This is a genomic window from Mycobacterium sp. E136 (assembly GCF_001666865.1).
In the GTDB taxonomy this organism is placed as follows: domain Bacteria; phylum Actinomycetota; class Actinomycetes; order Mycobacteriales; family Mycobacteriaceae; genus Mycobacterium.
This window is the reverse complement of the sequence record NZ_LZJE01000315.1, coordinates 65,501-90,093: the sequence shown is the minus strand read 5'-3', so window position 1 is coordinate 90,093 and position 24,593 is coordinate 65,501. Positions and strand designations below refer to the sequence as shown.

Annotated in this window: 23 protein-coding genes and 1 pseudogene; 15 read left to right on the top strand and 9 right to left on the bottom strand. The window is 65.4% G+C overall.

From position 1 onward, the window contains the following. Window positions 1-1,405: class I adenylate-forming enzyme family protein (locus A5698_RS20705; RefSeq protein ID WP_197506847.1), on the bottom strand; the 1,405-nt coding region annotated here is incomplete at its 3' end. Then, window positions 1,402-2,475: an LLM class flavin-dependent oxidoreductase gene (locus A5698_RS20700; RefSeq protein ID WP_067082098.1), complete on the bottom strand. Its 1,074-nt coding sequence runs from the start codon at window positions 2,473-2,475 to the stop codon at window positions 1,402-1,404. The genes A5698_RS20705 and A5698_RS20700, both read right to left, overlap by 4 nt. A 97-nt stretch (window positions 2,476-2,572) precedes the next feature. On the opposite strand from A5698_RS20700, the gene A5698_RS20695 reads away from it, so the two are divergent. The 7 genes from A5698_RS20695 (at window position 2,573) to A5698_RS20665 (ending at window position 9,052) form a co-directional block, all read left to right on the top strand. Continuing rightward, window positions 2,573-3,412, top strand: a complete 840-nt coding sequence (locus A5698_RS20695; RefSeq protein ID WP_156670834.1) for a MaoC family dehydratase — start codon at window positions 2,573-2,575, stop codon at window positions 3,410-3,412. Between the two features lie 2 nt (window positions 3,413-3,414). After that, window positions 3,415-4,038: a TetR/AcrR family transcriptional regulator gene (locus tag A5698_RS20690; RefSeq protein ID WP_067082275.1), complete on the top strand. Its 624-nt coding sequence runs from the start codon at window positions 3,415-3,417 to the stop codon at window positions 4,036-4,038. Continuing rightward, window positions 4,028-4,777: an SDR family NAD(P)-dependent oxidoreductase gene (locus A5698_RS20685; RefSeq protein WP_067082094.1), complete on the top strand. Its 750-nt coding sequence runs from the start codon at window positions 4,028-4,030 to the stop codon at window positions 4,775-4,777. Before A5698_RS20690 ends, A5698_RS20685 begins: the two co-directional genes overlap by 11 nt. A gap of 103 nt (window positions 4,778-4,880) precedes the next feature. Then, the gene (locus A5698_RS20680; RefSeq protein WP_231967475.1) at window positions 4,881-5,621 is read left to right on the top strand and encodes an enoyl-CoA hydratase-related protein; all 741 of its coding nucleotides are present in this window, start codon (window positions 4,881-4,883) and stop codon (window positions 5,619-5,621) included. Further along, on the top strand, window positions 5,618-7,267 hold the full coding sequence (locus A5698_RS20675; protein WP_068300586.1) for a class I adenylate-forming enzyme family protein: 1,650 nt from the start codon (window positions 5,618-5,620) through the stop codon (window positions 7,265-7,267). Before A5698_RS20680 ends, A5698_RS20675 begins: the two co-directional genes overlap by 4 nt. Then, window positions 7,264-7,923 carry a nuclear transport factor 2 family protein gene (locus A5698_RS20670; RefSeq protein WP_068300584.1) on the top strand — a complete coding sequence of 220 codons (660 nt, stop codon included), beginning with the start codon at window positions 7,264-7,266 and terminating at the stop codon, window positions 7,921-7,923. The genes A5698_RS20675 and A5698_RS20670 overlap by 4 nt, the downstream gene beginning before the upstream one ends. Next, entirely contained in the window at window positions 7,862-9,052 is a 1,191-nt protein-coding gene (locus tag A5698_RS20665) for an acyl-CoA dehydrogenase family protein (protein ID WP_502688964.1), read from the top strand. Before A5698_RS20670 ends, A5698_RS20665 begins: the two co-directional genes overlap by 62 nt. Here the strand turns inward: A5698_RS20665 and A5698_RS20660 are convergent. Further along, window positions 9,049-9,882 carry an SDR family NAD(P)-dependent oxidoreductase gene (locus A5698_RS20660; RefSeq protein ID WP_231967474.1) on the bottom strand — a complete coding sequence of 278 codons (834 nt, stop codon included), beginning with the start codon at window positions 9,880-9,882 and terminating at the stop codon, window positions 9,049-9,051. The genes A5698_RS20665 and A5698_RS20660 overlap by 4 nt on opposite strands. A 173-nt stretch (window positions 9,883-10,055) precedes the next feature. Between A5698_RS20660 and A5698_RS20655 the strand changes: the two genes are divergently transcribed. The 4 genes from A5698_RS20655 to A5698_RS20640 all read left to right on the top strand — a co-directional run bounded on the left by A5698_RS20655 (window position 10,056) and on the right by A5698_RS20640 (window position 13,713). After that, window positions 10,056-10,667 carry a TetR/AcrR family transcriptional regulator gene (locus A5698_RS20655; RefSeq protein WP_067082079.1) on the top strand — a complete coding sequence of 204 codons (612 nt, stop codon included), beginning with the start codon at window positions 10,056-10,058 and terminating at the stop codon, window positions 10,665-10,667. A 40-nt stretch (window positions 10,668-10,707) separates the two neighbouring features. Beyond that, window positions 10,708-11,508 carry an SDR family oxidoreductase gene (locus A5698_RS20650; protein ID WP_231967473.1) on the top strand — a complete coding sequence of 267 codons (801 nt, stop codon included), beginning with the start codon at window positions 10,708-10,710 and terminating at the stop codon, window positions 11,506-11,508. Beyond that, window positions 11,505-12,785, top strand: coding sequence for a DUF427 domain-containing protein (locus A5698_RS20645; RefSeq protein WP_068300579.1), 1,281 nt, complete (start codon window positions 11,505-11,507; stop codon window positions 12,783-12,785). The genes A5698_RS20650 and A5698_RS20645 overlap by 4 nt, the downstream gene beginning before the upstream one ends. A gap of 70 nt (window positions 12,786-12,855) precedes the next feature. Then, window positions 12,856-13,713, top strand: a complete 858-nt coding sequence (locus A5698_RS20640; protein ID WP_067082068.1) for a mycofactocin-coupled SDR family oxidoreductase — start codon at window positions 12,856-12,858, stop codon at window positions 13,711-13,713. A 39-nt stretch (window positions 13,714-13,752) separates the two neighbouring features. On the opposite strand, the gene A5698_RS20635 is transcribed toward A5698_RS20640, so the two are convergent. The 4 genes and pseudogenes from A5698_RS20635 to A5698_RS20620 all read right to left on the bottom strand — a co-directional run. Continuing rightward, the gene (locus A5698_RS20635; protein ID WP_068300577.1) at window positions 13,753-15,492 is read right to left on the bottom strand and encodes a DUF3556 domain-containing protein; all 1,740 of its coding nucleotides are present in this window, start codon (window positions 15,490-15,492) and stop codon (window positions 13,753-13,755) included. Between the two features lie 13 nt (window positions 15,493-15,505). Then, the gene (locus A5698_RS20630; protein ID WP_068300575.1) at window positions 15,506-16,627 is read right to left on the bottom strand and encodes an aromatic ring-hydroxylating oxygenase subunit alpha; all 1,122 of its coding nucleotides are present in this window, start codon (window positions 16,625-16,627) and stop codon (window positions 15,506-15,508) included. Between the two features lie 9 nt (window positions 16,628-16,636). After that, entirely contained in the window at window positions 16,637-17,545 is a 909-nt protein-coding gene (locus A5698_RS20625; protein WP_068300573.1) for an alpha/beta hydrolase, read from the bottom strand. Further along, a pseudogene (locus A5698_RS20620) lies at window positions 17,538-18,089 on the bottom strand (hypothetical protein); the annotation flags it as partial. The pseudogene A5698_RS20620 and the gene A5698_RS20625, both read right to left, overlap by 8 nt. 87 nt (window positions 18,090-18,176) lie before the next feature. Between A5698_RS20620 and A5698_RS20615 the strand changes: the two are divergent. After that, complete coding sequence (locus tag A5698_RS20615; protein WP_068300593.1) at window positions 18,177-19,076, top strand: alpha/beta fold hydrolase; 900 nt, start codon at window positions 18,177-18,179, stop codon at window positions 19,074-19,076. A 2-nt stretch (window positions 19,077-19,078) separates the two neighbouring features. On the opposite strand, the gene A5698_RS20610 is transcribed toward A5698_RS20615, so the two are convergent. Then, window positions 19,079-21,061: a flavin-containing monooxygenase gene (locus tag A5698_RS20610; RefSeq protein WP_068300569.1), complete on the bottom strand. Its 1,983-nt coding sequence runs from the start codon at window positions 21,059-21,061 to the stop codon at window positions 19,079-19,081. A gap of 72 nt (window positions 21,062-21,133) precedes the next feature. Between A5698_RS20610 and A5698_RS20605 the strand changes: the two genes are divergently transcribed. Together A5698_RS20605 and A5698_RS20600 are read left to right on the top strand one after the other, a co-directional pair. Further along, entirely contained in the window at window positions 21,134-22,057 is a 924-nt protein-coding gene (locus A5698_RS20605; protein WP_068300567.1) for a metal-dependent hydrolase, read from the top strand. A 64-nt stretch (window positions 22,058-22,121) separates the two neighbouring features. Then, window positions 22,122-22,793: a TetR/AcrR family transcriptional regulator gene (locus A5698_RS20600; protein ID WP_068300565.1), complete on the top strand. Its 672-nt coding sequence runs from the start codon at window positions 22,122-22,124 to the stop codon at window positions 22,791-22,793. A gap of 72 nt (window positions 22,794-22,865) precedes the next feature. On the opposite strand, the gene A5698_RS20595 is transcribed toward A5698_RS20600, so the two are convergent. After that, window positions 22,866-23,564, bottom strand: coding sequence for a mycothiol-dependent nitroreductase Rv2466c family protein (locus A5698_RS20595; protein WP_068300563.1), 699 nt, complete (start codon window positions 23,562-23,564; stop codon window positions 22,866-22,868). Between the two features lie 132 nt (window positions 23,565-23,696). Between A5698_RS20595 and A5698_RS20590 the strand changes: the two genes are divergently transcribed. Continuing rightward, entirely contained in the window at window positions 23,697-24,587 is an 891-nt protein-coding gene (locus A5698_RS20590) for a beta-keto acid cleavage family enzyme (protein WP_068300561.1), read from the top strand. The last annotated feature ends 6 nt before the right edge of the window (window positions 24,588-24,593 follow it).

The window sequence follows — 24,593 nt, the reverse complement described above, 5'->3', positions numbered from 1 at the left end:
GGTCGAACCCGACCACCTGCTCGATTTCGTCGGCCAGCACCTCACCCGATACCAGGTGCCGGTGCAGCTGCGCACCGTCGACGAGTTCCACGGCGGCGACCGGCACAGCCCCCAAGCGCTCGTCGGGAAGTCCGGTGACTCCGGCGTCACGCACGGCAGGGTGACCGCGCAGCGCGGCCACGATGTCCGCCGGGGCGATCTTGAAGCCACCTCGAATGATCACGTCGTCGATGCGGCCGTCGACGTACAGAAAGCCATCCTCGTCGACCCGGCCGAGATCCGTGGTGCGAACCCACTCGCCGCCGTCAGTCCGGACCTCGATCAGGCCCTGACCGCCTGCGGATAGCTCACTGCCGTCGTCGACCGACACGACGCGCACTTCGCGGCCGCTCTGCGGACGACCAACACTGCCCCGCTTCGCCTTTGCCCATTCACCGTGCAGTGCCAGGTTCCAGCCCGCGACGCCGCCCGCGAACTCGGTGGCCCCGTACGACGGCAACACCGCGACGTCGTACCGCGCCTCGAAGGCCTCCTGAACGGGCACCGGCAGTGGCGCCGTACCGGAGGTGACCACCTGCACGCTGGAGAACACCTCAGGTGGCACATCGGCGTCGAGCACCATCGCCAGCGCCGACGGCACGAGGCTCACCGCTTTGGGCCGGTGGCGCACGACGAGGTCGACGAAATCCGCCACCCGGAACCGCTCCAACAGTGCGATACTGCGTCCTTCGCAGAGGTTCAGTAGGGTGCGGAACAGGCCGGACATGTGCACCAGCGGCGAGCTGACGATGGCGACGCCCGAGCGCAGGCGCAAGCCTCCCGCGTCACTCGAGCCGTAGTGGGCACCCGCGGCCGACAGCGTGTGTGCAAATGAGTCGTATGACAGCGGAACCCGCTTCGGCGGGCCGGTGGTGCCGCTGGTCAGCATCTCGACCGCCACACCGGGTGGTTCAGTGCGGAAGGGCCCGGCGCCCGGATGCTCCAAGCCGGCGACCACCTCCACGGTCGGTGGCGTCGTACTAACCTCGAGACCGACCGCGCCCGCAGCCGCCGCGACCATCGACGGTCGCTGCCAATCGGTGCCGGTTGCGACAACGGCGGGCAGGCGCAGCTCCTCGATGTCGGAGGCCAGCCGGGTGTCCCCGTTCGACGGGTTGATCGTGACGACGCAGGCGTTGGCGAGCAGAACGCCCAGCATCGCCGCCACCATCGCCGGATGATTGCGCAGGACGAGTCCGATCGGCGCGCCGTTAGCCAATTCCGCTGCCGTCAAACGCCTTTCGACTTCGGTTGCGACGTCAGCGATGGCACCCCAGTCGGTCCACGCCCCGTCGTACTCGACGGCGGGGGCCGCCGGGTCCAGCGCCAGCACGGCTCGAATGCGAGCGGTGAGCTGCTGACTCAAGCCGGCGCCGCCGCGAGTTCGCTTGCCACCGGGATCACCTCTTCGGCGAAGAGCTTCATCGAATCGTGGACCTTGGCGCGATCCATCGCGCCACCGCGCGACATGCGCAACATGATGTTGCGCCAGCCCATGTCGATGACCGTGCGCATCTTCTCGATGATGCGATCGGGGCTGCCCATCAGCGTGAGATGCGAGTTGAGAACCTGCTCGTAGCTTTGTTTGTCGTGCTTGTCGAACCAGTCGGCATACGCCTTGTAGTCCGCCGGGATGTCGCCGCCGCGCTCGAACGGGCTGGAGTACTTGCGGTGCGTCTGGATGGACAACTCGACGCTCTCCTGCGGATAGGTTCTGGCGAACGAGTCGTCGGAGTGACAGAACGCGTTCAATAATGCCCAAACGTTGCCGGTGGCCGCGGTGAGCCCCATCTTGGCCTGCGTCTCGAGGTAGATGTCCAAAGCTCCCTGCAGGTCGGGGTCGACCTGGTACGGATTGCCGATGATCGCACCGAATCCCTTGTCGGCCAACCACTCGAAGCTCGACGGCGTCTTCATCACCGTGCCCCACACGGGAATGGGATCCTGCACCGGTCGGGGATGGATGGTGACGTCCTCCAGCTGCCAATACTTACCTGAGTAGGTGACATTCTCCTGCGCCAGCAGCAAATTGACGATCTCGACGCATTCCTGATACCGCGCGGTGGCCTCATCCATCGGAATTCCGAAACCCTTGAACTCGTGCGCCTGGTAGCCGCGTCCGAAACCGGCATCGAACCGCCCTCCGCTGAGGTTGTCGACCATGGCGATGCGCTCGGCGAGACGGATCGGATCGTGGAACGGGGCGACCATGCATGCGGTACCGATGCGGATTCGTTCGGTCTGCGCCGCTATCGCCGCAGCCACCAGGGGCAGATCCGCGAGGGTGCCGTAGGGCGAGAAGTGGTGCTCGGCGAGCCAGACCTCGTCGTAGCCGAGTTCCTCGGCCCACCGCACCTCCTCGAGCACATTGGCTAGGACATCTTGGTGGCTGAGGTGATTGGGCTTGTCACCGAGGATGAACACGCCGAACCGCATGTCATCGCCTCCGCTGAGAATGTAGTTGCAGTTACTGCGACTATATTGCACGATTGAACAGATCACGTCAATCCGTTCTATCGCCGTGGAGGGCCATGTGACCGCATCCGCGACCCTGTCCGCCAGCATGGTCGGCAGCACCCTGGCCCCCACGACCTACCGCTGGACGGAGACGGATTGCATCCTCTACGCGCTCGGGGTCGGGGCGCGCCCGCCGGCGGAACGGCAGCTGCTCGATGAGCACTGCGGGCCCGCGGTCCTTCCCACCTTCGCGCTGATCGCGAACTGGTGGGCGGTCAAGGATCTGCGTACGACGCTGCAACTCGGTCAGGCCCCGATCGTGCATTCGGCCCAATCGCTGGAACTCGAACGTCCGCTGCGCCCCAGCGGCGAGGTGAGTGTCACCGCGGAGGTGTCGGCGCTGTGGGACACCGGCAAGCACGCTGCCATCGAGGTGTCGTCGGTCGGAGTCGACGACGAGGGTCCCCTCTTCCGCGCGTCCTCGCAGACCATGGTGCTCGGAGCGGGAGGTTTCGGAGGGTCGCGAGGACCGGCTACCGTCGACACCCCGCAGGGCACACCCGACGGGGTCCACACCGACGACGTCCGGCCCGAACAGGCGGCGATCTACCGGCTGAGCGGTGACCGCAACCCGCTGCACATCGATCCCGCCGTGGCCCGCAAGTTCGGTTTCGACGACGTCTTCCTGCACGGTCTATGCACGTTGGGGTTCGCCGCACGTGCCCTGATCACCCTCGCGGGCGGGGGCGATCCGGCGGCACTGACCTCCATCAGCTGCCGATTCGCAAAGCCGGTCGAGCTCGATGCGCAACTGCGCACGGAAATCTGGCGCGACGGCACGCGCGTTCACTTCCGGACCGTGCAGGGCGACGTCGTTTCCCTGCGTTCCGGCACCGCGACATTGGCAGGATGCTGAGCATGGATCAACGGCGCGCACGAGGCCGGCGAAATCGCGAGGCACTGATCGCGGCTGCCATCGAGCTGTTCACCACCAGGGGATACGAACAAACCACTGTCGAGCAGATCGCGGAGGTGGCCGGCGTCGCACCGAGAACGTTCTTTCACCACTTCGCTGCCAAGGACGACATCCTCTTCCACGGGTACGCCGACCGTCTGGCGGAGGCGATCCGGCGATTCCGCGCGGCTCACTCCGGCTCGCTGTGGCACGCACTGGCCGAAGCGTCCGAAGCGGTGGCCACCGCCATCGCCGAGAACCCAGAGATCTTCCTGGTGCGCGCCGCGATGTACGGCGAACTGCCGGCCCTGCGGGCCACCATGCTTCGCATCAACGACGACTGGATCGACCAGATGACGGTCGAAGTGGCGCGGTGGTTGGACGTCGAGCCCGATGTCGACATGCGTCCCCGACTGGCCGCAAGCTTGGTCAACGGTGCCAACCGAACGGCAATCGACCTGTGGGTATCGGGCCGTGGGACAGGCGATTTGGCCGCCATGATGTCGGAGGCCGTGCACCTGCTGCGTCCGTCGATCAACCGAATCGAGCGCGAGTCGAAGCAGGCCGGGAGTCGTCGTGTCGGATGAGCTACGCCCCGTAGCGGTAGTCACCGGTGGGGCGCGCGGCATCGGCGAAGCGATCGTCGAGGCGTTGATCGAGGCCGGATACCGCACCGCGGCGGTCGACGTCAACGCCAAGGCGGTCGCGCGTGCCAAGGAGTCGCCCGCGTGGCGTGCGGGGCTGCTGGTGCCGTTGGAGCTGTCGATCACCGACCGCCCGTCAGTCGAGCGGGCGATGCGCGAGCTCACCGCTGAGCACGGTCCCATTCGCGCCCTGGTGAACAACGCCGGAATGACCCTGCCCGCCAGCTTTCTCGATCAAACCGACGAGGACTGGGACCGCATCGTCGACGTCAATCTCAAGGGCACGTTCGTGATGGGGCAGGTCGTTGCTCGGCAGATGGTCGAGGAGAAATCCGGAGTCATCGTGAACATCAGCTCGGTGTCGGCTCACGGCGTCCGGACCGGGCCGCCGGCCTACGCGGCCGCGAAGGCCGGAGTGGAAGGCCTGAGCCGGCTGATGGCGGTGCAGTTGGCGCCGTTCGGCATCAGGGTGAACACGGTGGTCGTGGGTACGACCGCAACGCCGTGGCTGCTGTCCCGCAAGACCGACGACGAGCTGGAGCACATGCGTTCGTCGACGCTGCTGGGCCGCATCGGCGAGCCGCAGGACGTGGCCAACACGGTCGCGTTCCTGTGCTCGCCGGAGGCCAAACATCTCACCGGTCAGCTCATCTCGGTCTCAGGTGGGCAGTGGATCCCATGACCGCAACTCACAGAACGATGAGACATCTTCTGCTACTCTGTTTACCGCTGTTCGCGCCTCGAGCCCGGGGGATTCGGTGGATCTGAAGAGAATTCTGTTCGACGTGAGCGATCACGTCGCGACGATCACGATCAACCGCCCCGAGCGGCTCAACGCCACCGACGATCTGGCCCGAACCGAGCTCGGATGGGCCTGGGGCCAGGTGCGTGACGACCCCGGCATCCGCGTGGCGATCATCACCGGTGCCGGCGACCGGGCGTTCTGCGCCGGACAGGACATCCGAGCCACGGCGCAGAGCGGTATCCGCAACAAGGTTCCCGGTTCGCGGTTGCATCACAACGTGTGGAAGCCGGTCATATGCGCACTCAACGGTATGGCGGTGGGCGGCGCATTGCATCAGGTCGCCGACGCCGATCTGATCATCGCCGCGGAACACGCTGAGCTGATCGACACGCATCTGGCGGTCGGCAACGTGTTCGCGCTCGAGCCGGCGGTTCTGTTGCGACGCATGCCGCTGTCGATGGTGATGCAGCTCGCACTGCTGACCAAGGACGGGCGCATCAGTGCGCACCGGGGCCACGAGATCGGCCTGATCAATGAGGTGGTGCCCGCACAGCGCCTGCAGGAGCGCGCACGCGAGATCGCCTTGTCGATCGCCAAGCTGTCTCCCGCCACCGTGCAAGCGTCCATCAAGGCGATGTGGTCCAGTCTCGACGTCGGCCTGCACGCCGCGCACGACGTGGCCTACCGCTATGTACTGCAGCATCAGATGACCCATCCCGACTATCGAGAGGGAATGGCCGCGTTCGCCGAGAAACGTGAACCGCGCTGGGTGGTCGAATGACTCGACCGACGGGGGCTGCCAGAACATTTCATTACGCACCGCTCCCGTACGACGCGGTGCTGCCCGCGATGCTGTGCGCCGTCACCTCCCGTCACGGCTCGAACGACTTCGTCGTCTCCACGACGGGCGACGGCACCGTCGAACGAATCACCTACTCAGAGGTGGAGGCCCGATCCGCCGACATGGCGGCCCGCCTGCTCGCCGCGGGCGTCACCAAGGGGGTCCGAGTCGGCATACTGGCACCCAACGGCCCCGACTTCGTCACCGCGTTCCTCGCGGCCACCCGAATCGGCGCGGTCGCGGTGCCGATCAACACCCTTTTCCAACCCGGCGAACTGCATTGGGTGCTCCGCGATGCCGACGTCCACACGCTGCTGGCCGTCGAGACCCTGCTGGGCAAGGATCTGTTGGAGCGCATCGAATCCGCCGCCGGGGACTTCGACGAGGTCGACGGACAACTGCGGATTGAGCGACTACCCCAGTTGCGTAACGTTCTTCCGCTGGGCGGGCCCGGCCGCCGCTGGCCGAGCGCCTGGCCCGACCCGGTGCCGACCGGTTTCCTCCGGTCGTGCGAATCCACCGTGCGGGCGGCGGACGACCTGCTTGTCATCTACACCTCGGGCAGCACGTCAAATCCCAAGGGCATCATCCACACTCACGGGACAGCGATCACCCACTCCCGGTTCATCGCCACCGCCCACGAATGGGACCACCATGACCGAATCTACGTACCCATGGTGTTCTTCTGGGTCGCCGGACTGGTCTTCGGGATGCTCGGCCCCATGCAAGTGGGTGCGACCATCCTCACCGAGCACCGGTTTGACGCGGCCGAGGTCTTACGTCTCCTCGAAAGCGAAAAGGCCACCTACACGACGGGTTTTCTTCATATCGGCCCAGCACTGGTCAATCATCCCGACTTCGCCGCCGCCGATCTGTCGAGCCTGCGCGAGGGTTACCAGCAGGTGCTGCTACCCCCCGGTCAACGCACGCCTGACCCGTCGCTGCGGGTCGCGCAGCTGGGAATGACCGAGACGTGCAGTTCGCACACGTGGTGGCCCCCGCACGAGGAGCTGCCCGAGGCCAAGCGCGGGTCGCTGGGTGTCGCAGCGCCCGGTTACGAGCACAAGATCGTCGACGACGCGGGCAACGAAGTGCCCAACGGCGTCACCGGCGAGATCTGTGTGCGCGGAACGGCATTGCTGCGTGGAATGGTCGGCAAGCACTGGCATGAGGTGGTGGACCGTGACGGCTGGCTGCACACCAGGGATGCCGGCTATCGGGACGACGACGGCCATCTGTACTTCGCGGGCCGCACCGACGAGATGATCAAGACCGCCGGCACGAACGTCGCCCCGGTGGAGGTCGAGGCCGCACTGGCTCGCATCGACCCGGTACGCATCGCCTACGTTGTGGGCGTACCAGATCCGGACAAGGGCGCGATCGTCAGTGCCGCCGTGGTGCTCAACGAGGGGCGCACCGCATCGGCCGAGGACCTGGCGGCCGCGTGCCGTGAGCAGATCGCGGCGTACAAGGTGCCCAAGAAGTGGGTGATCCTCCCCGATCCCCGCCGCTTGCCCTACACCACGACCAACAAGATCGACAAAGCACGGTTGACCGAGTTGATGGCGACCGGAGAACTCTCGTGACGGCGTTGGCCGAACTCGAGGCCCGAATCGAACGCCTGGAGGCGCTCGACGAGATCCGCCAGCTCGCGGCGAAATACGCGGTCGCGTTGGATATGCGGGACCTCGATGCCCTGGTCAATCTGTTCGTCGACGACGTGAAGGTTCCCGGAAAGCGTCGCGGCCGCGCGGCGCTGCGCTCCTGGTACGACCGCGAGCTGCGGCACGACCTGTTGGGCAGCGCACACGGTGTGCACGGCCACGTCATCGACATCCACGAAGTCGACAACGCCACGGGCCTAGTCTATTCGCGCAATGACTTGGAGACAGAGTCGGTTTGGCTGATCGAGATGCTCGCTTACCTGGACACCTATCAACGTCGGGACGGTCGTTGGTACTTCGTCAAGCGCACGCCGTTGTTCTGGTACGAGAGCGACATCACCCATCCTCCGCTGGGCGAGCGGAAGATGCGGTGGCCGGGTACCCCGCCCCACGACGGCGGCTGGCACGATGCGTTTCCGTCGTGGCAGGAGTTCCACAACGCCGAATCCGGCCGTCCCGACAGACCGGTACCTGCCCCGGCACCGGTGGGCGCGTGGCTGCGCACACTGCGCCGCAATGCCGCCGAACCGCGGGTCCATCCCGCCGGCCACTCCGACGACGACCCGCGGGATGGCTGAGATGGGCGATACCGCATGGGTTTTCACCCCTTCACCGGAGCAGGACGAACTTCGCCGGACGGTCCGTGCATTTCTCGAGCTCAAGTCTTCCGAGAGCGAAGTCCGCCGTGTCATGGGGACTCCCGACGGTTACGACCGCGACGTGTGGTTCCAGCTCGCCGACCAACTCGGGCTTCAGGGTCTGGCCATCCCAGAGGAATTCGGTGGGAGCGGGTACAGCCTCCAGGAACTGGCGTTGGTGGTCGAGGAGTTCGGGCGTGCCCTGCTGCCCGGTCCGTTCTTCGGGTCGGTGGTGTTGGCCGGCAGCGTTCTGATGTGCTGCGCAGACACCGGTGCCAAATCGACGTATCTGCCGCGCATCGCATCGGGACTGACGGTTGCGGCGCTGGCAATGACAGAGCAGTCCGGTCGGTGGGATGTCGACGACATCCAGACCAGCGCACGTTTTACCGGTTCACGCTGGACCCTCGACGGCACCAAGACATTTGTACTGGATGGGCACATCGCAGACCTGCTGCTGGTGGCGGCCCGCACCAATGCGGGCATATCGCTGTTCGCGGTCGACGAGACCGATAACCTGCACCGCCGGCCGTTGTCAACATTGGATCCGACGCGGCGCCAAGCCCGCATCGACTTCGAGCACACCCCCGCACAGCTGATCGGCGCCGAGGGGCAGGCATGGCCCGCGATGTCACATGCCCTGGACATCGCGGCGGCCTGCCTGGCCGTGGAACAGGTCGGGGGTGCCCAGCGCTGCCTGGAGATGGCAGTCGACTATGCGAAGGCGCGCCGACAGTTCGGCAGGCCGATCGGGTCGTTTCAGGCGATCCGCCATAAGTGTGCCGACTTGATGCTGGAGATCGAGTGTGCCCGCGGCGCAGCACAATACGCCGTGCAGGCGGCGGCCGGACAAGCGGGCGAACTGCCCGCTGCGGCGTCCCTGGCCAAGGCGTACTGCTCGGACGTATTCACCAAGACCGCCGCCGCTAACATTCAGATCCACGGCGGTATCGGGTTCACGTGGGAGCATCCCGCGCACCTGTACTTCAAGCGAGCGAGGTCGTCCGCGCAGCTGCTGGGCGACGCCACGTACCACCGCGGCCTGCTCGCCGACCGGGTCGGGATCTAGAAGTCGGTGCCGCCGTCGATGTTGATCACGGCGCCCGTCATGTAGGCGGCCCGCTCGCCCAGTAGGAACGCGATCAACTCGCCGGCTTCGTGCGGGCGCCCACCCCGGTCGAGCGCGACGCGCATGTTCCACGCCGGATTGCTGGCCAGGTGCGTGTAAATCGCATCGTCGAGCGGCACGTCGTATTCCGTCGCGCGCTGTGCGCGGATGAAATCGTTCACCTCGGTGTCGAACAAGCCGGGACAGATAGTATTCACCCGGATTCCGTCCGGCCCATGGGTTTTCGCGAGGATCTTGGAAAGCGTCAGGACGGCGGCCTTGAGCGCGTTGTAGGGCGGTATGAGGATCTTCGGCGCCCGTACCGAATACGCGGCCGTCGTCACCACCGTCCCTCCCCCGTTGCGCTGCAGATGGGGAATGACCGCGCGGCATGACCGCACCGTCGCCATCAGGATCATCTGGTAGTACCAGTCCCACGAATCGTCGCCGTGCTCGAGAAACGGGCCCTGCTGCCTCATCGGGCCCGCCGTCACGGCCAGGCCGCGCAGTGGGCCGAGCCGGTCGGCCGTCTCATCGACGGCGCGCTGCACGCCATCGCCGGTGGCGGCGGCGTCGACGCTGATTCCCACGGCGTTCACCCCATATCGGTCGGACAGCCGGTTCGCCCTCTTGGTTGCCCGTTCGCCGTCGCGCGCCAGGAGCGCGACATTGGCGCCGTCGCGAGCCAGCTCCTCGGCGGCGGCGAATCCCATGCCGGTCGTCCCGCCGACAATGATGAAGTTGCGTCCGGACACCCCGAGATCCACGCTGGCCCCCTTCTTGCCGGTCACTGCGCCAACCGATATCGTGCGAGACTAAACATCTAGACGAGTGATGTCACTATGTTCACCCTGTGTTCTCCGAGCCTCGCGAGGTGGGCGACGGTGCGCCGGAACACCGGAACACTGGGTGTCGCGTAGCATAGAGACCTTGACAGACTCAGCTTTCTGGGACGAGGGGCGACATGTCGACTGAGCGGGCCGCGGCCGCGATCGACGAGCAAGAGGAGTCGGACCGCCGAGATCAGATTCTCGAGGCGGCGAACCTTTGCTTTGCGCAACTGGGGATTCAGCGCACCAGCGTGCAGGACGTAGCCCGGATGGCGAATGTGTCGCGGGGGACGGTATATCGGTATTTCGAGGACCGCACGATCCTGATCGAGGCGGCGATCGAGTACGGCGCGCAGAGGTTCTACAAGGAAGTCGCGGCGGCGATGGCAAAGAAGCCGACGCTGGCGGAAAAGATCGGCGCGATGGCCGAAACCCACGCCAAGATCCTGCTCGACCATCGGACCCGCAATCGTTTGATGGCCGACGACGCCGAGTTGATGCGGCACATGATCTCCGATGGGGACTCCGCGGTGCGACGCACGACCCAGTTCCTGGTGCCCTACGTGCGGGAGGCCCAGGAGCGAGGCGAGGTGGGGGCGGGCGTCGATGTGGCAGCGGCTAGTGAATGGCTCGCGCGGATCATTTACTCGTTCTCGACGGTCAACAAAGCTCAGACCTTCGACATGTCCAAGCCGGCGACCGTGCGCCGCTACGTCGAGAAGTTCGCGGTCAACGGTCTGCGGTGAACCGAGCGCACCCCTAGTCAGTAAGACATAATCTGTAATATTGTTCTCCCCGACGGCGCAGGAGAGCGAGGGCAGAGATCTGATGGGTGAGCGTTCGCTGGCCGGTAAACGGGTGGTCGTGGTGGGCGCGTCCGCGGGGATCGGACGCGCCTTCGCCGTCAGAGCAGGCAAGGAGGGCGCCCGACTGGTCCTCGCCGCCCGCCGGGTCGACAAACTCGAGGAGGTCGTCGCGGAGGCGGGCGGAGGCGTCGCGGTCGCCGTCGACGTCCGCACATCGGCCGATTGCGCGCGTCTCGCAGATACCGCCCGGGACACCCTCGACACGGTGGACATCGTGTTGATCTCGTCGGGCTACGCACCTCTGAAGATGTTCGCCGACACCGATGCACAGGACTGGCTCGACGTCTTCGAAACGAACGTGGTCGGCGTGCACGAGATCATTCGCGCGCTGCTTCCCGCGCTCACCCCTTCAGCGATCGTGGCTGCGATGTCGTCGGATTCAGTCCGCCACCCGCACACCGCGCTCGGCGCCTACTCGGCGAGCAAGGCAGCGTTGGAACGGTGCCTGGTCTCATGGCGCCTGGAGAAACCGGGATACCGGTTCAGCTGCATCGAGGTCAGTGGAACCGTACCGACGGACTTCACGTCCGCCTTCGATCCCGACCTTCTGAATACCGCAGTCACCGAATGGCTTTCGCGCGGCCTCGTTCAGGAGAGCCTGATGACCCCGGAGGCGGTCGCGGATGTCTTGGTCGGAATCTATGCCAGCGCCATCGACCATCCGGACGTCGGTTTGGAATCGATCGTCGTGAAGTCTCCGACAGGTCCGATGCGGGCATGACCACGAAGATCGAGTCGGCATGGCCGTCGCACCCGGACTACAGGATCGGCATCAGGTCGTGTCCCTACATCGGGCAGGTGTGGCTCGACGACACCCTGGTCGCCGAGAGTGAGAACTGCCTCGTCGTTGCGGAAACCGATCACGTTGACCGGCTGTACTTTCCGGAGGACGACGTCCAATGGGATCTGCTCGTACCCAACGCGCACACCACGGTGTGCCCGTTCAAGGGCGAAGCCTCGTACTGGAGCCTGCGCCACCGGGACCAGGAGATCGAGAACGTCGCGTGGAGCTACCCCACTCCGCTGCCCGAGGTAGCGGGGATCGTCGGCCACGTTTCGTTTTACGACGAGCGGCTGCGCGTCGTTGTCGTGGAGCGTTGGCATGACGGCTCCTTGGTACCCGTGAGGTTTCCGCTGTGGGGCGATGCCGCCGAGTTGGTGCGACTGATCGACGTCCAACCCACCGATGCGAATACGTTTGTCGGCCCCGCGCATGGTCCCGCGGCCCGCGATGTGGTGGAAGGCGGGCAGCTACTTGCAGAAGCCATCGTCGCCGTGTCGAAAAGGCTTCCGCAGCAACGTGTCACGTCTGCGTCGATGGTTTTCGTCAAAGCGGCCTCCTTCGGGGCACCGGTCGATCTGACCGTCGAACTGCTCCGCAAGGGGCGGACGTTCTCCACCGCCGAGGTACGCGCGACCCAACACGGCACACTGCGAGGCGCCGCGATCCTGCTGTGCGACTCCGGATCCGATGACGTCATCAGTCATGTGGCGGCGATGCCGGACGTCGCGAAGCCCGTCGACGCAGAACCGTTCGAAGGTTTCGGAATGCCCGGCCGCGAGATCAGGATCGTCGACGGGGCCTACGACCTCAACCCCGACCGGGTGGGCCCGCCCGAGATCAATGCGTGGGTCCGGTTCCGCGAAGCCCCCGATGAGCCGTATCTCCACACGGGCCTTCTCGCCCAGTCGTCGACGCATTGGACCATCGGCGCGGGCATGCTCCCCCATGCCGGATTCGGCGAGGCGCTTGCGCACCGCACACTGTCGACGGGCATCATGAAGGCCACCATCGCTTTTCACGAGGAGGTGGATGTCACCGACTGGCTGCTCTACGCCAATCGAGCGTTCTGGGCCGGGCGTGGCTTGGTCCAGGGGGACGGTCACGTCTTTACCGAGGACGGCCGGCTGGCGGCTTCTTACACGATTCAGGCCATGGTTCGTGAGTTCCAACGCGATCCTGCAGCGATGGGGCACGACAGTCGGACCGCTATGTGACAAGTTGACACTATCTGTTCTATCATCCAACCGGCATGGAGGCCCGCGTCTTAGCGCATTGGAGGGCTAGATGAACCGTCTCAGCGGCAAGGTGGCCGTGATCACCGGCGCAGCCCGTGGCCAGGGCCGCAGCCATGCGGTGAACATGGCCGACGAGGGCGCCGACATCATCGCAATCGACATTTGTGCGGATATCCCCTCGAACGAATATCCGCTGGCGACGCGCGCCGACCTCGACGAGACAGCGAAACTGGTTGAGAAGGCCGGACGCAGGGTCATCACTGCAGCAGTCGACGTGCGTGACCGGCCCACCCTGAAGAAGGTGCTCGACGACGCCGTTGCCCAGCTCGGCGGTCTGCACGTCGTCGTCGCGAATGCGGGAATATGCCCGCAAGGCAGCCATATTCCCTACCGCGGGTTCATCGACGCCTTCGACGTCGACTTCGTGGGAGTCGTCAATACGATTCACCTCAGCCTCGATCATCTCGGGCCGGGTGGTTCGATCATCGTGACCGGATCGATCGCGGGGCTCGTCGAACAAAAGGATCTCGCGACCGGCGGCGGACCGCAGGGTCCCGGCGGCGCGGGGTACGGCATGGCCAAGAAGATGATCCGCGAGTACACGAAGGCGCTCGCACTGACGATGGCACCCCACAGCATTCGGATCAACGCGATCCATCCCACGAACGTGAACACCGACATGCTGCACAACTTGCCGATGTATCGCACATTCCGGCCGGATCTCGCCGATCCTTCGCGTGATGATGCCGAACTCGTCTTTCCCGTCCTCCAGGCGATGCCGATCCCCTACGTCGAGCCGGAAGACATCTCGCATGCGGTCGTCTACCTTGCTTCCGACGAGTCACGCTATGTGACCGGCCAACAACTCTTCGTCGACGCCGGCGCCAGCCTCAAGATGGGTATTTGAGCCCGCCAACCTGCGGGGCCGATGGCGTCTGATGCGCCCCTAGCGACGGTCGACCGCCGTTGCGGCTGTCACCGTAATCGGTACGTCGTCCTCCCACGGCTGGCGATCGATCAGGTCAGCGATCTCGAAGGTGCCACGTTCGAACTCGCCTGTCGCGGCGTCGACGAGGCGATACCGCTGCCGCTGTCGGTGGATCGGCTGACCATCGATCATGATGATGCGGACCTCGCCCGGCTCGAAACGACAGCGGGCGTGCAGAGCTCGCACCAGGTTCTCGTTGTGCAGATGGCCGTCGCCGAAGCTCCATCCGAGCGCATACGCGGCGACCATCTCGCCCTCGACGACGGCGTACTCATCCTCACGCCCGGCGGGCATGACGCGATTCAACAGCGTCACGACGGCGCGGCCGTGTGCGTACATCGCACGAAACGCCAAGCCGCGGTACATCGCGATCTCCGCATTCTCGGGACCGGCGAGCCGTTCGAGTTGCTTGTGCTGCAATAAGCCGAGTCCCGAGGCCCGCTCCTGGATCTTGGCGGTGGCCGACTCGGTCAAACACCAGGTGGAGATGTCCCAGTTGCCCGCGTAGTAGCGCATCCCCGGCAGGAAGGACACTTTCGGCGGGTCGACGTTGCCGAGAACGATTGCCGCGATGATCACCGCCATCAGCGCGGCCACGGCCCACGGCTGCGCAAGCTCAGCGAGGCCGAGATCCGCATGTGCGACGAAGAGCGACCCGATGCCGAAGATCATGAAGACGTTCCACTCCAGAGGCACACCAAGAGGAATCGACGTCAGTATCACGAGATGGAAGATCACCATCACCGTGGCCGCGACGATGGTGATCACTCCGCCGTGGGAGAAGAACATCACCAGCGGCACAAGCAATTCGACGACAGTGCCGCCATGCGCGAGCAGCCGCGGGATGATGCTCGGCCGGATGTCCTCCGGGTAGCCGCGATAGAGCAACGTGCGCAAGCGCTTCGAGCGAACCAGAGGGCTGTTACCCATCATCGTCGCGACAACATAGGGGAAATGTTTGTTCAGCTTCGACGTGGCCGCCCCCATCCAGATCGCCACCATCACCAACTTCGCCGCGACGATCATGTCCTGCCCCGGCAGCAGGAACGTCACCGTCAACGCCCCGTACACCTCGCCGCGGGCGGCGAGGAAGATGAGCTTGTCGCGAAGCCCGGCGATCGCAAGCAACGCGACAATCACAGCGATGTTCGGAGTCGGCAGCAATCCGATCGAGGTATCCAAAGCGGCAACGGGTCCCGTGCCGTCCGACAGCAGCGCGCAGAGCGTCGCAACGAGCAGACCGGCATACAGCATCACGTCGAGCGGACCGCGGCGATCGCCGGCGGTCAGCGGCACCCAGCGCGGCCACGGCGGGAGCCGGATGGTCCCGACGCGGAGCCAGTACAGCACCGAGCCCATCGGCGGTTTGATCTTCCCGGTCAACGGCCCGAATCCGCAGCCCAGTCCGAGCACCTCGAACAGCAGCGCCCACAGCACGGCCTTCTGGAAGACGATCGGCTCGCTCCACCACGACGCGATGTTTCCCCACCCGTCGATGCCCTTGGTGGCCAACGCGAAACACACGCCGCCGATGACGAACAACGCGATCTTCACCGTGTAGAGCACATACAGCACGTCGGGGTTCCCCATCCCCCGCTCCGCGATGTGGCGCACGAGAGGCTTGAGCCGCTCCGATCGGCTGCCCTGCCGCCATGTCGGGTGGTCGAGCGCGGGTGAATCCGCTTTCAGAAAGCCCATTGCGCTGTTCTCTCTAGGTCAGCGCGTCGTTGCGGATGTGAGCGAGGTGATGCAGCAGAGCCTCGTTGCGACCGAACACGACGTGGTCGACCCCTGCCTCCAGGCCGCGCTGACAGGCCTCGGCCATCGGGAAGTCCTGGCCGTCGAGCACCTGGGCGGCGCCGTCGATTCCCATCTTGTACCAGGTGCGTTCCTCCTCGGTGGTGATCTCCTTTGGCGCCCCGATGGACAGGTAGACCACGGCCTCACCGGGACTCTTGCCCGGATATGCGCGCAACATCTGCGAGGTGCCCGGTGCCTCGATCAGCACACAGCTGGGAAACAGCCCGTACACCACGGTGCCGAAGAATTGGTCTGGCCAATCGGCTTCGGGAACGTTGCGATACTGGACGATGTCGCGGAACGGAAACGCCCAGCGGATGTTCCGGCCGTAGATGTCGTAGACGGAGTTGTTCGACGCCAGCGGGTCGAGGGTGTCGGCGTGTACGTACGGGAAGTGGTAGCCCTCGAAATTCACGTCGACGGCGAGTTTCCAGTTGCATGCGATGTCGTAGCGCCTGGTTTCGGCATGGTGGTTGTGGTCAAACCCGTATTCCGACAGCGGTACCGAGATTCCGTCGAGCGCTGCGGACACGTCGACGTCGACTGAGAGCCCCACGACGATCAGTCCCGCTTGATCGGTGACCGGCAACTCGATGAGACCGCGGCGCTCGAGATCCGCCCCTGCGAACATCTTTCGGGCCGGAGCCCCCATCAGGCAACCGTCCAGACCGTAGGTCCACCCGTGGTAGGGACAGCTGAGTGACCGTGCCCTGCCGCAGCCGTCGGCCACCTGCGCGCCGCGATGCGCACAGCCGTTGATGAACGCGCGAAGGACACCGTCTCTGCCCCGGGTCACCAGCACAGGCGTGCCCATCACGTCTTTCGTCGTGTACGACCCCGGCACGGCGACTTCGCCGGCCCAGCCGATCACGTGGGGAACGCTGCGCAGCATCGCGACGTCGGCCTCGAAACGTTCGTGATCCACGTAGGCGCTGCGCAGTTCACGCCAGACCTCGTCCGCGACATCGAGGGAGTCGTTCTCGAAATGCTTGAGGACTCGGTGGGTGAGATCGAGGGCTTCTTGTCGGGGCACGGCTGATCCTCAGTAGCGGACCGGGTCGTCGACGAGGGCGGTCCGCAGCGCACGGACCTGGCTGGCGAAAAAGCGTTGTGAAATAGAGGTATTGGTAGCGATCAGATCGAAGGCGTGGAATGCGCCGTCTGCGATCTCCTCATGGACGGCCACACCGTGCTCCCGGAGCCGGCGTGCGTAGTCGCGGCATTCGTCGTGAAAGAGGTCGAGGGTTCCGACGCCGATCCAGGCCGGAGGCAACCCGGACAGATCGGTGCGGCGGGCTGGGACGGCTGCGTCAGGGTCGGCGCCTGCCAGGTACCACCGCCACGCGATCCGGTTGTCGCGAGCGGTCCACATCACCCGCCGGCGTGATTCTGCGGGCGTCCGGTCGTCGAGCATCGGATAGACCAGCATCTGTAGGGCGAGATCGACATCACCGCGGTCGTGGGCGAGGTGCGCCGCCGCGGCGGCGAACCCGCCGCCGGCGCTGGCGCCGCCCACCGCGACTCGTGTCGGATCCACCCATGACTGCCGCGTCAGCCACTGCAGTGCGGCGTAGCAGTCCTCGAGCGGTGCCGGGTACGGATGTTCCGGCGCGAGGCGGTGATCCACCGCGACGACCGCGACGTCGGTGAAGTTGACCAGCTTTTGGCAGAACCGATCCTCCTGCGCCGCAATGCCCATCACGGTGCCGCCGCCGTGAATCCACAGTAGCGCCGGCCCGGGCGCGTCGGTGTGGGACGGGCGGTGCACCCGCACGGTGACGTCAGTGTTGACACGGGCCGCTTCGACTCCCCGCACACGACCGGTCCGTCCCACGATACTCATCAATGCGCGCGGTAGCGACAAACCGCGGTGCAGCGCATAGCCTTTCGGCAGAACACGCGACAGCCGCCGGAGTTCGGGGTCGACCCGCGCGTAATCGATGTCACCCACCGGCCGCCACCGTTGACGGAACGGCCGGCGCCGCGATCTTTCGCCCGGCACGGAGGAAGCTGCCCGTCCGGACATTGCCGACCAGGTCCGTTGGGACCCCGTCCCGAACGACCGCGCGGCCACCGACGAGGACCGCGGCCACCGCGTCGTCGTTGCGGTTGACCATGCGGCTCAGGCCGAACTGTTCGACGGGCTGTTCTGCGTAGGCATCGAGCGCTTCGTCCAGGCGCGTCGGATCGATCACGGCGACGTCGGCGCGATCACCGACGCGTAGGTGGCCCGCATCCAGCGAATACCAGTCAGCCAGTTCGCCTGTCAACCGATGAACGGCGTGCTCGACGGTCATGAACGGTGCACCGGCTTCTGCGCTTTGCCGTACGTGGCGCAACAACCGCAGCCCGCTGTTGTAGAAGGCCATGTTGCGCAGGAGGGCTCCGGCATCGGAGAAGCCGACCTGCACCCCGGGGTTGAGCGCGAGTGTTTTCAAGACCTTGGGCCGGTGGGTCGAGATGACGGTGCGCCAGCGCCGTCCGCGGCCATGCTCGAAGCTCATCGAAACTCCACTCCACATCGCTTCCGGTCGGGGTCGCGACGATTACAATACACTTGCGCGTTAATGTATGGTCACGAAATGACCGAGCCTAGGGCCATCGAATACGATCTGCCGCACCTGCGGATGAGCGCGCTCAGCTGGGGGCCCGACGATGGCCGATTGGCCATCTGCCTGCATGGATTCCCTGACAGCGCGCACAACTGGCGACAGCTCGCGCCGATTTTGGCAGCCAACGGATTTCACGTGATCGCACCGTTCACGCGCGGCTATGGCCCGACTGGGCCGGCTCCCGACGGTGACTACACCATCGGTGCCCTGATGAGCGATGTGGTCGACCTGTACTCACACCTGGGTCGGCCATCCGATGCCGTGCTGATCGGCCACGACTGGGGCGCGTTCACAGCCAGTGCGCTTGCGGCGTATCCCGGCTCTCCATTCAGCGCACATATCGCGATGGCGGTTCCTCCGCTTGCCGCGATCGACAACTCGAGGCGCGGACTGGGTCAGCACCTGCGAATGTCGGCGATCCAATTGCGCAGAAGTTGGTACGTACTGTTCTTCCAGCTGCCCGCCGCACCGGAGCGAGTGCTGCACCGCGTGATACCCCGGCTCTGGAAGGACTGGTCCCCACGTGGAGCGCACGTTGGCGACGGCGTCACCGAGACGATGGAAGCTCTGCCTTCGCTCGCGCACCGTCGGGCGGCGGTGGCGTACTACCGCGCCGCAGCGCGATTCACCCGCCCCGCATCGCAATACGCGGGTCTGCACCGCTTCCGGTTCAAGTTGCCCACCCATCCGATCCTCGTGTTGCAGGGCGAAGAGGACGGCGCGATCCAATTGGGCTATCTCGACGGCGCGATCGACGCACTGCCGCCGGGCAGCCGGGTCCGCACCATTCCCGATGCCGGGCATTTCCTCCAGATCGATCAGCCCGAAGCGGTCGGCACGGCCATCCTCGAGTACCTATGGATCGGCTGAGTTCAGCGCGCCGCGTCCGCGCGCCGCAATTCGTAGTCCGCCGGATTGCAGCGGTTGGTCCATCGCCAGTAGTCGAAGATGCGGAAGCCGTACAGTGTGGGCAACCCTCCCGAAGAGTTCTTGTAATAGCTGCTGGACACCGCGGGATGGCTGTACACCATCTGCCGTAGGCGTTCCTGGTTGCGCCGGTTGTAGTCATCGCACACGTCGGCCCGCGGCATCGCCCAGTCGTAACCACCCGCCAGCACCATGTCGACGCACGCCATGATGTAGCGCATCTGGCACTCGGAGTTGTAGATGATGCTGGCGCCGTTGACCGCGTTGGTACCCGGACCGTACATGCAGAAGAAATTCGGAAATCCCGGCACCGTGATGCCCAGGTAGGCGTAGGCCGAATCGCCCCAGGCGGTGTTGAGCTCGACCCCGTTCATACCCTTTACGTTGATCGGGCCCAGTTGGTGGTTGACATCGAACCCCGTGGCCCACACCAGCACATCGGCTGGGCGATGCACTCCGTCGGCGGTGGTGACACCGTCGGGGGTGATCTCGGCGATGCGCTCAGCGATCAACTCGACATCGTCGCGCTGCAACGTCGTCAGCCAGGTTCCGTTGTCCTGCAATGTCCGCTTGCCCATCGGCGGATAGCTCGGCGTGACCTTCGCCAGCAGTTCTTCGTCGGTACAGAACACGCGCATCCAGGCGATGAACATCTCGCGGATGGCGTGGTTCGACGCGTTGCACGACAGTCCGCCGTTGTCCCAGTCGGGATCGATCTTCACTTGCTCGTCGAGTGCGTCGGCGATCGGCCACCACGACACGAACCGCAACCACCGTGCGTAATAAGGAAGGTGACGCATGGCCCACCTCGCGCCGTCGGGAACGGCGTCGTGGTACATCGGATTGGGCGCCATCCACTGCGGGGTGCGTTGGTAGACATCGACCTGCAACGCCGAGTCCGCGATGGCAGGCACCAATTGGAATCCACTGGCCCCCGCGCCGATGACGGCAACGCGTTTACCCGTCAGATCGACATCATCGCGCCAATCCGCGGTGTGGAAGGCCGGCCCACTGAAACTGTTGGCGCCCTTGATGTCCGGAATCACCGGGTTGCTGAACTGGCCCACGGCGCAGATCACGGCGCGCGAGGACAACTCTTCGACGCGGCCGTCGGCCCGCCGGATCGCCACCCGCCAGAGCGCCGACGCCTCATCCCACATCGCACCGGTCACCTCGGTGTCGAAACGCACGTGCGGGACGATGTTGTACTTGGTCGCGACGTCCTGGAGGTACCGCAGGATCTCGGGCTGCTCGGCGTAGTAATGGCGCCAGTAATCGGTCGGTTCGAACGAGTACGTGTAGTACTGACTGGCGATGTCGACGCGACATCCCGGATATCGGTTGGCCAGCCAGGTGCCGCCGACAGCGGACCGCTTCTCCACGATCGTGAACGGCACACCCGCCGCCTTGAGCTTGACCCCGGCCAGCAGCCCGGCCTCGCCGCAGCCGATGACGACGACGGGAAAGTCTTGGCGCTGCTGCGCTGTCGACGCCAGTGGTGGGCCGGACTGGTCGGCGTCGGTGAACCGCAGATCCGCGGCGACATAGTCGACGAACTCCTCGGTCACCGTTCCCGCCGAGATCACGTCGAGCATCGACCGCATCTGTTCGGCGTTCGGCACGAACGGCGGCGGGCAGCCACGATCACGGTAGTCGCGAACCACCGCGACTGCGCGATCGCGCACCTTCTGCTTGTCCGGTTCGCTCATGGCGCCCTGCAGGTCCATCGCGATGAGCGCATACGGCCTGGGCAGCTCGTCGAGCAGGCCCATGTCACCGGTCATGTGCACCATCGACATCAACAGCGCCGGCACACTCGCCTCGGCGACGGCGGTGCGAATGACGTCATCTGAATCGTCGAACGGCAGACCGAGCAGCGGGTCGCCCTCGCCGATGATCGCTGGATTTTCTACCGCCGACTGGCGCATTCGCTAATCATACACAACGCATAGAGCGTATGGTCTAAATCGCGATCACCTCGACCGGCAGGAATCAGTCGTATGACGAACCTCAAGATTCGGCGCATCCGATTCGATCTCACGGGTGACGATGTGCCGTTCAACTGGAATCCGGAGCGACCGGCGTTCGCGATGCAGTGCAACCTGATCACCTTCTTCGCGCCGGGATTCGAGAAGTTCATCGTCGACGCGACCCGCGAGGCCATTCCCTTGATGCGCGATCGGCGACACATCGAGGAAGCCAACGCCTACCTGCGGCAGGAGGCGCAGCATTCGGCGGCGCACATGAGCCACTTCCGGGCGCTGGTTCGGCGTTGGCCGGGGTTGCAGGAGACGATGGACGGGGTGATCGAATCTTATGACCGGCTCACCGCGACAAAGCCTTTGGCGTGGCGGCTCGCCTACACCGCGGTCATCGAGAACACCTTCACGCCCTACTTCAAGGTCTTCCTCGACCACGAGGACAAGCTCTTCTGGCCCGGCGACGAACGCGTGGCGTCGCTGTTCCTCTGGCACTTCGTCGAAGAGATCGAACATCGCAGCTCCGCGTTGATGGTCTACGACGCCGTGCACGGCGACTTTCTCTACCGCGCCAGGACCATCGGCGCCGTCGTCAAGCACATGGGTGAGATCCTGTCCATCGTCTCGAGTGGGTTCCAACAGCACGTGCCCGCAGCGGAAGGTGGCCAGTACGGCCGGTTGCTGCCAGATGGGTTGACACCGCGGGCGATGCTGGCCGCGGCACGAGCCGCCCGGCAGCTGACCGGCCCCGGGCAGGGCACCTATTCCGGCGTGCCCAGGCGGGAGATGATAGCGATGCTCACCGGCCTTGTCCGTTCACAGGGGCCGCACCACGATCCGGCATATGAGAACCTCCCACGCTTCGCTGGACGGTGGCGCGAACGGTACGACCAGGAGCCGAAGAGCGCTGCGCGATGGTATTCCGTCGGCGCGGGCTCGAAGTGAGGGCGGGTGGGGGCGCCGCCGCCGATATGATCGCCGGCATGCGGGCCGAGGAAATGGGCGAATAGTGGCACGGCGCCACGGCTGGTCGGGCAACACCCCGACCTCGGACGAGGAGGCGATCAACCGCATCCTCGATGCCGCCGACGACATCATCGCCGAGCGTGGCTCAGCGATGCGGATCGCCGACGTCGCACGGTCATTGGGTGTCACCCGGCAAACGGTGTACCGCTACTTCCCCGGCACGGAAGCGCTACTGCTCGCGACGGTCATGCGCTCCGGCGACGGTTTCCTCGAGCAGCTGGCGAACCATGTCGCCGGCGAAACGGATGCCGTCACGGCGGTCGTCGAAGGCTTGGCCTTCGCGATCGAGCATCTCTCGAACGACGACCGGATGATCTACATCCTGAGCAAGCGGTCCAGGGGTGAGCTCGCACCCTCGCTGGCCTCCGACACCGCGCTCGCCTTCAGCCGATCCATGCTCCACCGCTACGAGGTGGACTGGGAGGCAAACGGTTTCGACGAAGAGGCCCTCGGCGGGCTGTCCGAATTCCTCCTGCGGATCCTGTACTCATATCTGGTGGACAGCAACCGCACTCACCGCAACGGCGCGGAGTTGCGCACCTTCCTGGCACGCTGGGTGGGGCCAGCCGTTATCTACCCCCGATTCGCGGTGGCCATGGAGTCGGTGAGCAAGGTCGCCCTCCCACGGCGCACCCGGAGCCGGCCGGCGTCGTAGCCCCCAGCGAGATTCCCTGTAAGTCCAGGTCGCAGTGGAACACCCAGGCAGATGCGGGCACCCGCCCACCGATCAGGCGTTGGTGTCGAAGGTGATGACTTCGCCTCGATTGATGGACACCCAGTCGCGAGCCTCCAGATACGGGCGGAAGGTGTCGATGATCAGCTTCTCGTCGTCGGAGGTTTTGGGCCGCTGAAGCTCGTAGAGGTGGGGAAACTCCGTCCAGGTGACGACGGCGTCCCATAGCCGCAGCGCCGCCTTACCGGTGGGCGGGTCAATGAGCACCGGGCCGAAGAGGCACTGCCCGTCGGGAAAGAACATCGTCGGCACGCCGTATCCCCCGGCGTCGACCACCCGCTGGTGATCGGCCATCACTTCGTCTCCGGTGGTCGGGTCCGCGATCGCCTGGTCGACCAGTTGCGGATCGAAACCGAGTTCGGCGAGTAAGCGCCGGGCGACGGCCTTCTCGTGCGGCTTGTGCCCGTCCACATGCAACGCCCGCCCCGCCCGCGCGTACCACGCGTCGAGGTTCGCCATCGAGCGTCGCCGCAACAGCGCACCGATGCGCATCATCGACCAGCCGTAGGACCACTCCCGTTCCCACGGGTGCTTTTTGCCCTCCTGACGGTTGACTTCTTCGAGGCTGAAGAACCGCCAGTTCACCTCGAGGCCCGTGAGGTCCCGGACCTCGCGAATCCACAGCGACGTCTGATACGCGTAGGGACACATCACGTCGAAATGAAAATCGACGAAGGCCGGGCGACTCGTCACATATGAACCCTAGGCCGCGGCGGCGAGCATCTCAACGACGCTGATCGGCCAACGAACGTCGTGTGACGTGCGACGATCGTAAACCGCTTGCTCAGTTCGATTCCGCAGGTTCGAGCGTCCGAAAGGTTGTCGATGGAGCCCGTCATCATCGAATGCGCGATCAACGGCGTGACGCCGAAGGCCACCAATCCGCACGTTCCCGTCATACCTCCCGAGGTCGCCGCCGACGCCCTCGCCTGCATACAGGCCGGCGCCGCGATCGTGCACAACCACATCGATCTGCCCGGTGTCAGCGTGGAGCGCGCTGTCGAGCGGTACCTCGAAGGGTGGCGCCCGATTCTCGACGCCCGGCCCGACGCCTTGCTCTATCCGACGATTCATCTGGACGCCGACGGCGCATGCTCCTACGAGCATCTGGTCGCACTGGCCGCAGCAGGGATGCGTATCGGGATCACCGACCCGGGCTCGGTGAACCTGGGCGGCAGGGACGCCGACGGCTTGCCGTCTGGCGACTTCGTGTACCGCAACTCCTTCGCGGTGATCGGCCGCGCATTCGACATCTGCCGCGACGGGCGACTGGGCCCGAGTCTGGCGATCTACGAACCGGGCTTCCTGCGCGCGACCCTCGCATGGTGGCGCGCTGGCCGATTGCCCACCGGCGCGATGATCAAGCTGTACTTCTCCACCGAAAGGGGTTACCTCGGTGCGCCTTTCGGGCTGCCCCCGACCGAACGCGCGCTTGACACATACCTCGAGCTGCTCGACGGATGCGATATCCCGTGGGCGGTTTCCCTCGTCGGCGGTGACCTGTGCACAGATCGGCTGGCCGAGCTGGCTCTCGAACGCGGCGGAAACCTTCACGTGGGGTTGGAGTTCTACGGCGGCGATCGCACACCGACCAACGTCGACCTGGTGTCCGAAGCCGTGGCGCTGTGCCGGCGGGTGGGCCGGCCGGTCGCCACGCCCGACCAGGCCGCGCGGATCCTGCGATTGCCACGAGGGCGCGGGGAGGAACAACCGTAGACCACA

Excerpts from the sequence above, each read along its gene's own strand:
- A5698_RS20700 (WP_067082098.1), bottom strand. The coding sequence starts at position 2,475 with ATGCGGTTCGGCGTGTTCATCCTCGGTGACAAGCCCAATCACCTCAGC.
- A5698_RS20690 (WP_067082275.1), top strand. The coding sequence starts at position 3,415 with ATGGATCAACGGCGCGCACGAGGCCGGCGAAATCGCGAGGCACTGATC.
- A5698_RS20675 (WP_068300586.1), top strand. The coding sequence starts at position 5,618 with ATGACTCGACCGACGGGGGCTGCCAGAACATTTCATTACGCACCGCTC.
- A5698_RS20665 (WP_502688964.1), top strand. The coding sequence starts at position 7,862 with ATGCCGCCGAACCGCGGGTCCATCCCGCCGGCCACTCCGACGACGACC.
- A5698_RS20655 (WP_067082079.1), top strand. The coding sequence starts at position 10,056 with ATGTCGACTGAGCGGGCCGCGGCCGCGATCGACGAGCAAGAGGAGTCG.
- A5698_RS20645 (WP_068300579.1), top strand. The coding sequence starts at position 11,505 with ATGACCACGAAGATCGAGTCGGCATGGCCGTCGCACCCGGACTACAGG.
- A5698_RS20640 (WP_067082068.1), top strand. The coding sequence starts at position 12,856 with ATGAACCGTCTCAGCGGCAAGGTGGCCGTGATCACCGGCGCAGCCCGT.
- A5698_RS20635 (WP_068300577.1), bottom strand. The coding sequence starts at position 15,492 with ATGGGCTTTCTGAAAGCGGATTCACCCGCGCTCGACCACCCGACATGG.
- A5698_RS20615 (WP_068300593.1), top strand. The coding sequence starts at position 18,177 with ATGACCGAGCCTAGGGCCATCGAATACGATCTGCCGCACCTGCGGATG.
- A5698_RS20610 (WP_068300569.1), bottom strand. The coding sequence starts at position 21,061 with ATGCGCCAGTCGGCGGTAGAAAATCCAGCGATCATCGGCGAGGGCGAC.
- A5698_RS20605 (WP_068300567.1), top strand. The coding sequence starts at position 21,134 with ATGACGAACCTCAAGATTCGGCGCATCCGATTCGATCTCACGGGTGAC.
- A5698_RS20590 (WP_068300561.1), top strand. The coding sequence starts at position 23,697 with ATGGAGCCCGTCATCATCGAATGCGCGATCAACGGCGTGACGCCGAAG.